This window comes from Spirillospora sp. NPDC048824 (assembly GCF_043198455.1).
Classification (GTDB): domain Bacteria; phylum Actinomycetota; class Actinomycetes; order Streptosporangiales; family Streptosporangiaceae; genus Spirillospora.
In genome coordinates, this window is sequence record NZ_JBICUS010000004.1 from 50,811 (window position 1) to 57,868 (window position 7,058).

At 71.0% G+C, this 7,058-nt stretch carries 6 protein-coding genes; 5 read left to right on the forward strand and 1 reads right to left on the reverse strand.

The window, feature by feature from the left end; all coding sequences use genetic code 11:
- The first annotated feature begins 4 nt into the window (after nt 1-4).
- Both ilvN and ilvC read left to right on the forward strand, forming a co-directional pair.
- The gene (gene ilvN / locus ACGFIS_RS09225; RefSeq protein ID WP_358463753.1) at nt 5-529 is read left to right on the forward strand and encodes an acetolactate synthase small subunit; all 525 of its coding nucleotides are present in this window, start codon (nt 5-7) and stop codon (nt 527-529) included.
- Between the two features lie 79 nt (nt 530-608).
- On the forward strand, nt 609-1,592 hold the full coding sequence (ilvC, locus tag ACGFIS_RS09230; protein ID WP_392970158.1) for a ketol-acid reductoisomerase: 984 nt from the start codon (nt 609-611) through the stop codon (nt 1,590-1,592).
- A 72-nt stretch (nt 1,593-1,664) separates the two neighbouring features.
- On the opposite strand, the gene ACGFIS_RS09235 is transcribed toward ilvC, so the two are convergent.
- The gene (locus tag ACGFIS_RS09235) at nt 1,665-2,483 is read right to left on the reverse strand and encodes a hypothetical protein (RefSeq protein ID WP_392970161.1); all 819 of its coding nucleotides are present in this window, start codon (nt 2,481-2,483) and stop codon (nt 1,665-1,667) included.
- A 180-nt stretch (nt 2,484-2,663) separates the two neighbouring features.
- Here ACGFIS_RS09235 and ACGFIS_RS09240 point away from each other — a divergent pair, with 180 nt between their 5' ends.
- The 3 genes from ACGFIS_RS09240 to serA all read left to right on the forward strand — a co-directional run bounded on the left by ACGFIS_RS09240 (nt 2,664) and on the right by serA (nt 6,960).
- Complete coding sequence (locus ACGFIS_RS09240) at nt 2,664-4,196, forward strand: DUF2079 domain-containing protein (protein ID WP_392970164.1); 1,533 nt, start codon at nt 2,664-2,666, stop codon at nt 4,194-4,196.
- A gap of 325 nt (nt 4,197-4,521) precedes the next feature.
- Nucleotides 4,522-5,160, forward strand: a complete 639-nt coding sequence (locus ACGFIS_RS09245) for a hypothetical protein (RefSeq protein WP_392970167.1) — start codon at nt 4,522-4,524, stop codon at nt 5,158-5,160.
- Nucleotides 5,161-5,370: 210 nt separating this feature from the next.
- Nucleotides 5,371-6,960, forward strand: a complete 1,590-nt coding sequence (gene serA, locus ACGFIS_RS09250) for a phosphoglycerate dehydrogenase (protein ID WP_392901567.1) — start codon at nt 5,371-5,373, stop codon at nt 6,958-6,960.
- Nucleotides 6,961-7,058 lie beyond the last annotated feature (98 nt).

Here is a 7,058-nt window from a genome sequence, read left to right on the forward strand (position 1 = left end):
CCCGATGAGCCTGCACACCCTGTCGGTGCTGGTGGAGAACAAGCCCGGCATCCTGGCCCGGGTCGCGGCGCTGTTCTCCCGGCGCGGCTTCAACATCGAGTCCCTCGCGGTCGGCGTCACCGAGCACCCGGAGATCTCCCGGATGACGATCGTGGTCAACGTCGCCGACCTGCCCCTCGAACAGGTCACCAAGCAGCTCAACAAGCTGATCAACGTCCTGAAGATCGTCGAGCTGGACTCCTCGGCGTCCGTCCAGCGTGAACTCGTGCTGGTCAAGGTGCGCGCCGACGCCGAGACGCGCTCGCAGGTCCTGGAGACCGTCCAGCTGTTCCGTGCCAAGGTGGTGGACGTCGCGCCGGACGCCGTCACCATCGAGGCCACCGGGAACCGCGACAAGCTGGACGCGTTCATCAAGGTCCTGGAGCCCTTCGGCATCAAGGAACTGGTGCAGTCGGGCATGGTGGCCATCGGCCGCGGCGCCCGCTCCATCACCGACCGCTCGCTGCGGGCGATCGAGCGCAGCGCCTGACCCGCGTGCGGCACCTGAAGCACACGCCAGAGCACGTGACACAACCACATCAACGAAAGGCAATAGCACTGTGGCTGAGATGTTCTACGACGACGCCGCCGACCTGGGCGTGATCCAGGGCCGGCACGTCGCGATCATCGGTTACGGCAGCCAGGGGCATGCGCACGCGCTCTCCCTGCGCGACTCCGGCGTCGACGTGCGGGTCGGGCTCCGCGAGGGGTCGGCCAGCCGGGAGAAGGCGGAGGCCGAGGGCCTGCGCGTCGTCACCCCGGCGGAGGCGGCCGAGGAGGCCGACCTCATCATGCTGCTGGCCCCCGACCACCACCACCGGGAGATCTTCGAGAAGGACATCAAGCCCGCGCTCGTCGAAGGCGACGCGCTGTTCTTCGGGCACGGCTTCAGCATCCGCTACGACCTCGTCCAGCCGCCGGAGGGCGTGGACGTGGCGATGGTCGCGCCGAAGGGCCCGGGCCACCTGGTCCGCCGCCAGTTCGTCGCCGGCCGCGGCGTCCCGGTGATCGTGGCGGTGGAGAAGGACCCGACCGGCAACGCCTGGCCGCTGGTCCTGTCCTACGCCAAGGCGATCGGCGGCCTGCGCGCGGGCGGCATCAAGACCACGTTCACCGAGGAGACCGAGACCGACCTGTTCGGCGAGCAGACGGTGCTGTGCGGCGGCGTCTCCGAGCTGATCAAGACCGGGTTCGAGGTGCTGACCGAGGCCGGCTACCAGCCGGAGGTCGCCTACTTCGAGGTCCTGCACGAGCTGAAGCTGATCATCGACCTGATCTACGAGGGCGGCATCTCGAAGATGTACTGGTCGGTGTCCGACAACGCCGAGTACGGCGGCTACAGCCGCGGCCCGCGCGTGATCACGCCGGAGACCAAGGCCGCGATGAAGAAGATCCTCGGCGAGATCCAGTCCGGCCAGTACGCCAAGGAGCTGGTGGACGAGTTCGAGGGCGGCCAGAAGCAGTTCGGCCGGTACCGCGAGGAGCTCGCCGAGCACCCCGTGGAGAAGACGGGCGCGGAGCTGCGCCCGATGATGAGCTGGCTCAACGACTAGCCGCGACCGGCCGCTCGGCCGGACTGCGGGCGTGTCGCCCTCGGGGAGACTTGAGGGCGGCACGCCCGCAGGTCAGCGTTTGAGGCGGTGGCGGAGCCTGGTGCGCCATGAGGTCTCCACCGGGTCGTCGGTCACGGTCAGCGCCAGGTGGCCGCCCCTGGTGAAGTAGACCGTGGCGTTCCTCGTGCCCGTCGTGGGCCCCTGGGGGGTGCGGCCTTGGGTTGTGCGGCCCTGGGGGGCGGTCTTCAGCCCCTCGGCGCGCACGGAGCCGAAGCGGGCCTCGCGTGTCACCCCGAGCGCCGTCGCCGCGACGTGCACGTCCCAGCGTCCCGGTTCCACGACGGCCGGGTCGGCGACGGCCTCGAACCCGCCGGGCCGGTCCGGCCGGGGCTCGGCGGGGAAACCGTGCTCCTTGCCGGACGTTCGCTCCCGCAGGATCACGTCCACGACCGTCCGGTTCGTCTCGACGCGCTGGAGCGCCGCGACGCCGCGGATCCGGATCCTCTTGCCCTGCCAGGCGACCGCGTCCAGCCGGTGGTCGACGCCGACCTCGGTGGTGATGTCGGCGTCCTGCCGGGGGACGCCGCGCAGGTAGGGGTACATGGCGTAGATCCGGCCGCCGACGACGACGGCGCCCGCCGGGGCGCCCTCGATCTCGTCGCGGATCAGCCGCTCCAGTTCCTCGCTCAGGCCGTGCTGGATGCAGAACGCCCTGAGCCGGACCGAGGCGGGCATGGCGGCGCGCGCCGCCTCGCTCAGCCCCTCCTCGCCTATGACGTGGCGGGTGCCGTCCACGAGCCGCTCGCGCTGGAGCCGGTCGAGGCTCAGATAGCGGTGGTCGTACACGCGCAGGACATCGCGCAGGACGCTGATGGTGCAGTCCGAGCTCACGTTCTCTCCTGATCGGCCGGGGACATCGGTCACGTTAAGGCTCAGAGTCGTCGCTCACAGTGAAATTCCGATGGCGTGTCTCCTCCGGCGCCTGCTCGGTGTGGCCGTCCGGCTACGGCGACCTGCCTCCCGCACGATGCGGGGCTCTGCGCGCCGGGGGCGGCTGGTAGCGTCCGGCGAGTGGCTGAGGCGGTTGCGGTCGAGGGCCCCGTCGACGAGGTCCCGGCAGGCCGCCGGGGATCGTCCGCACGCCGGCGGGCGGCGCTCGCGGCGATGGTCACGGCGAGTGCGGTGCTGTACGCGGCGTACTCGCTGATGCGGCTGCGGGCGTTCCGGACGGGCAGCTACGACCTCGTCATCTTCGACCAGGCGATCCGCTCGTACAGCCGGTTCGAGTTGCCCGTCGCCATGGTGAAGGGCGTCCACAACGGCTTCGGGCCGGACTTCTCCGTCCTCGGCGACCACTTCTCACCGATCCTCGTCCTGCTGGCGCCGCTCTACTGGATTCACGACGGGCCGGTGACCCTGCTGCTCGCGCAGGCCGTCCTGCTCGCGCTCGGCATCCTGCCGATCTGGCGGTTCACCGAGCGGCGGTTCGGCGCCGGCGCCGCGTACTGCGCCGGGGGCGCCTACGCGCTGTCGTGGCCGATCGCCGAGGCGCTCGCGTTCGACTTCCACGAGGTCGCGTTCGTGCCGCTGCTGTCGGCGCTGATGATCGAGCGGCACGACGCGGGACGGCGAGGGCAGGCGGCGGTCGCGGCGTTCGTCCTGCTGCTGGTCAAGGAGGACATGGGCCTCCTGGTCGCGGGATTCGGCCTGTTCCTGCTCACCCGCCGCGCCGAGCACGGTGACCGCCGGGCGGGGCTCGCCCACATCGTGGTCGGGCTGGTCGCGACGTGGATCTCCTCCCAGGTCGTCATCGCGGCGTTCGGCGGGGACAACGACTACTACTGGGCGTACGGGTCGCTCGGCCCCGATCTGCCGCACGCGGCCGTGCACGCGCTGACCCATCCGTGGGACGTCGTGGCCGTTCTCGGTACCCCGCCGCAGAAGGTCGCGACGATGGCGCTGCTCGTCCTGCCGCTGCTTCTGCTGCCGCTGGCGTCGCCGTTGACGCTGATCGCGCTGCCGATGCTGGCCGAACGGATGCTCAACAGCCGTTTCGCCAACTGGTGGGAACCCGACTACCACTACAACGCCTTCATCATCGCCGTGCTCGTCCTGGCGGCGGTGGACGGCGCGGCGCGGCTGCGCGGCAGGATCCGGGCGGCGGAACGGCTCCCGCCCGTCCTGCCGATGGCGGCGGTCCTGGCCGCCGTGCTCGTCTGCGTGCCGTTCTTCGCGTACCGGCATCTGGCCGATCCCGCGCTGTGGCGGCAGAACGACCGGGCCCGCGCGGCGGCCGCGGCGGCCGCGAGGATCCCCGACGGGGCGCTCGTCGAGGCGGCCAACGGCGTCGGCCCCGCACTGACGACCCGCGCCCGCGTCCTGCTGTGGGACGAGCGGTCGCGCGGCGCGCCCTGGGTCATCGCGTACGTCGGGCGGCTGGAGTTCCCGTTCCCGGACGTGGCGGGCCAGAAGCGGCGGGTGGCGGAACTGGAGGCCGAGGGGTACCGCGCGGTCTTCCGGCGAGAGGGGTACATCGTGCTGCACCGGGACGTCCCGCCCAAGGTGAAGGATAATCACGATCCTTTGGACAAGAGTCCAAAGTGACCGGCGGCCGTGGCACACGTCAGAATGACGGTGAAGGTCCCGATCGGATAAATTACCCTATCCTTTCGGCGCACTTTGCCTGATACTTGAGGAAAGCCGTGACGGCCGCGGCCGGCGCGGGGGAACCTGCGCGAACGCTCATGTGACCGCCGCCGGAGTGGTGTTGGGGCGGAGTGCATGAGTGGTGTGATGCTGTTCAAGAACGACCGAAGCCCACGGGCTGGAGCGCAGGCGGAATTCATCTCCCGCGTGTCAATGCCGCCGGCAGGTAATTCCCGGATCCGCGTCGTCCGTCATGGAGCGGATTATGGCGGGGAGTCGTGACATGCCGGCGGGAGAGGACAAGGACGTCCGGCGCTGGGAGACCTGCGGGCAGGCGTGGATCGGCGTCCTGCGGCACGTCTGGACCGCCGGCGAGGCCGGCATGGAGGACACCGGGCCCATCATCGAGGGCCCGCCGGTGCTGTTCGAGGTCGCCTCGCTGAGCTGGGAGGACCCGATCCTCCTCGAGCACGGCGACCGGGCCCGCCTGATTCGGCGCGCGCAGGAGCGCACGCGCCGCAACATCCGCGGGCGGTACTGGCCGAGGCTGCACGACCTTCAGGGAAACGACCAGATCCGCTGGGTGGTGGATCTCCTGCGGGCCAGGCCGTGGACGACGAGCGCGTGGATCTCGCTGACGATCCCGGGCGAGCCGGCGGAGGGGCTGCCGTGCCTGACGGCGCTGTCGTTCCGCATCCGCGGCTACCGGCTGATCATGACGGGGATGTTCCGGTCGCAGAACGTCCACCGCGGCTACCTCACCTACATCCCGCTCCGCGAGGTGCAGGTGCAGGTCGCCGACGAGCTGGGGCTGCCGGCGGGGCCGCTGCGGGTGTTCGTGGACGTCCCGCACGTCCACGTCGCCGACGCCGAGCGGGTCGCGTCCGTCCTGGCCGCGATGCCCGAACCCAACGCGGCCTGACCGCACACGGACGGGACGGACGCGGGCAGGACGGGACGGACGCGGGCAGGGCGGGTCCGGGCGGAGCGGGGTTACCGGTGGGTGTCCGCCTGCCGCCGATCGCGCTCGCCGGCGAGGGATACACTCGCGTGGGGGCGAGGGCACGACGAGGTGACTCGCGACTTCACCTGCACACACCACACGAACATCCACTTTCGAAGGACTGTTTCCTTGAGCAAGCCCGTCGTCCTCGTCGCAGAAGAACTCTCCCCGGCCGGGATCGCCGTGCTGGAGGCCGACTACGAGGTCCGTCACGTCGACGGCAGCGACAAAGAACAGCTGCTGCCCGCCGTCGCCGACGTCGACGCACTGATCGTGCGGAGCGCCACCAAGGTCACCGCCGAGGTGTTCCAGCACGCCAAGGCGCTGCGCGTCGTCGCCCGCGCCGGCGTCGGCCTCGACAACGTCGACGTCGAGGCCGCCACCAAGGCCGGCGTCATGGTCGTCAACGCGCCGACGTCCAACATCGTCACCGCCGCCGAGCACGCCATCGCGCTGCTGCTCGCGACCGCGCGGAACGTTCCGCAGGGCCACACCGCGCTCAAGCAGGGCGAGTGGAAGCGGTCCAAGTACACCGGCGTGGAGCTGCAGGGCAAGACCGTCGGCGTGCTCGGCCTCGGCCGCATCGGCGTGCTGGTCGCCCAGCGCCTCGCCGCCTTCGACATGAACGTGATCGCGTTCGACCCGTACGTGCAGGCCGCCCGCGCCGCCCAGCTCGGCGTGAAACTCGTCACGCTGGACGAGTTGCTGCGCGAGAGCGACTTCATCACCGTCCACCTGCCGAAGACGCCCGAGACCCTCGGCGTCATCGGCGACCGCGAGCTGCACCAGGTCAAGCCGACCGTGCGGATCGTCAACGCCGCCCGCGGCGGGATCGTGGACGAGGCCGCCCTGGAGCTCGCCCTCAAGGACGGCCGGGTGGCCGGCGCCGGCATCGACGTGTTCAGCACCGAGCCGTGCACCGAGAGCCCGCTGTTCCACCACGACAGCGTCGTGGTCACACCGCACCTCGGCGCCAGCACCCACGAGGCGCAGGAGAAGGCGGGCACGCAGGTCGCCCGCTCGGTGAAGCTGGCGCTGTCCGGCGAGTTCGTGCCGGACGCGGTGAACGTGCAGGGCGGCGCGGTCGCCGAGGACGTCAAGCCCGGCCTGCCGCTCGCCGAGAAGCTCGGCCGCATCTTCACCGCCCTCGCCGGCGGCGTCCCGGTCCGGCTGGACGTGGTGGTCCGCGGCGAGATCGCCGAGCACGACGTCAAGGTGCTGGAGCTCGCCGCGCTCAAGGGCGTGTTCGTCGACGTGATCGAGGAGACGGTGACGTTCGTCAACGCGCCGCTGCTGGCCCGCGACCGCGGCGTCGAGGTCACCCTCACCACCAGCGAGGACAGCCCGGACTGGCGCAACGTCGTGCAGGTGCGCGGCACCATGGCCGACGGCTCGGTCGTGTCGGTGTCCGGCACGCTCACCGGCCCGAAGCACGCCGAGCGGATCATCGAGATCAACGGCTACAACATGGAGCTGGTGCCGACCGAGCACATGGCGTTCTTCTCCTACGTCGACCGTCCCGGCATCGTCGGCCGGGTCGGCAAGCTCCTCGGCGACGAGGAGGTCAACATCGCCGGCATGCAGGTCGGCCGGGACGCCAAGGGCGGCAGGGCGCTGATCGCGCTGACCGTCGACTCCGCGGTCGGGCCGCAGCTCGTCGACGCCATCACCCGCGAGGTCGGCGCCGACATGGGCCGCCGCGTCGATCTGGAGAACTGAGACTCCTCCGTCCACCACGGGCGGGGGGGGGGGGCGCGGCCCGCCCCCCCCCCCCCCGGGGGGGGGCGCCCCCCCCCCCCCCCCCCCAGAGCGTTAAA

What these genes read in the sequence shown, in the direction of transcription:
- ilvC (WP_392970158.1), top strand. Translation starts at nt 609, where the DNA reads ATGTTCTACGACGACGCCGCCGACCTGGGCGTGATCCAGGGCCGGCAC.
- ilvN (WP_358463753.1), top strand. Translation starts at nt 5, where the DNA reads ATGAGCCTGCACACCCTGTCGGTGCTGGTGGAGAACAAGCCCGGCATC.
- ACGFIS_RS09245 (WP_392970167.1), top strand. Translation starts at nt 4,522, where the DNA reads ATGCCGGCGGGAGAGGACAAGGACGTCCGGCGCTGGGAGACCTGCGGG.